The sequence below is a fragment of the Streptococcus sp. 22.1 genome, from assembly GCF_016648645.1.
GTDB lineage: Bacteria > Bacillota > Bacilli > Lactobacillales > Streptococcaceae > Streptococcus.
Window position 1 is genome coordinate 1 of sequence record NZ_JACLQK010000053.1, and the last position, 1,265, is coordinate 1,265.

Annotated in this window: 1 protein-coding gene; it reads right to left on the minus strand. The window is 28.9% G+C overall.

The features are described from left to right. On the minus strand, window positions 1-1,187 hold a 1,187-nt coding region (locus H7U04_RS11315), incomplete at its 3' end, for a condensation domain-containing protein (RefSeq protein ID WP_201059860.1). Window positions 1,188-1,265 lie beyond the last annotated feature (78 nt).

The window sequence follows — 1,265 nt, forward strand, 5'->3', positions numbered from 1 at the left end:
TCATTACAATGAATTTGTTCTTTGTAATTTTGTTCTGAACTATATATTACAGAATCTATATATTTACAAGTTTTGTTTTCCAACATTGTATTAACATTAATTTCAAATTGCTTAAACATAGATTCCACTTGAAATACTAATAAGATATTTGGATCAAATTCTATATTTACTTCTATATTTTTTTCTTTAATTATAGAATTTATCACAAGGTCTGCCTTCGGAGCAATTTTTAAATTCCAATAATCTTTAAATGCATCTGTATTCCCATTTTCTCCTGTATTTTCAACAGAAAATATTATACGTCCAAGTTGAGACAAATTTTTACCTTTTAATGATTCTAAACTCTTGATCTCGCTAAATGGGAATGATTGATGTATAAGTCCATTATTCCATGTCTCTTTACACTTTAACAGTATATCTATAAAAGTATCGTCTATAGAAAAATGACTATAGAGTGGTATAGTGTTCATAAACAACCCCAAAGCTTCAAAGTGCTCAATTTTTTGTCGATTATGTACAGGCAATATCATGATTGGTGATATATTATTATTATATTGAGTAACTGTGATAGTAAAAATTGAATATAGAAATTGTCCTATGGATACCTTATGTTTTTCACAAAATGATTTTATTAAACTGTGTCTCTCGAAGTTCAGCTTGAATTCTAACCTTTGTGAATATGAATCTAATTTTTCTCTACTGATACTATTAAACATAGGATTTGTAAGCTCTATTGGCTGTAATTTTCTATTCCAATATCTCCTATCCTCTCTATACTCCTCACTGCATAGATACTTTTTCTCTTCTAAAACATAGTCTGAAAACTGGTAATATTCACTGTCAATGGCACTCAAATTTTCTATCTTTTCATTAACGATATAATCCTCTATCTCTTTTAACAATAAATTCAGTGACCAGCCATCTAATAAAATATGATGGGCTAAAATGATTAGAAAAGATCTACTTTCACCTACCAAATTAATAAATCTAATTGGAGGAACAGATAAATTTTTAAAAGGTGATTCATATATAGATTGAATCACTTTTTCTATTTCTGAATCCACAATATCTGTCAAAAGCTCTACAGTAGACGAATAATCTGAAATTAACTGATATATTTCTCCTTCTTTTTCGATAAAACTTGTTCTAAGGATAGAGTATTTCATAGAAATTTGTTCTATCGCCAAACTAAGATGTCTCTTATACAAATCTCCGAGCCCACGAGACCAGAGAGGAGGTCGTATGCACTAGAATGCGTGAAAAAA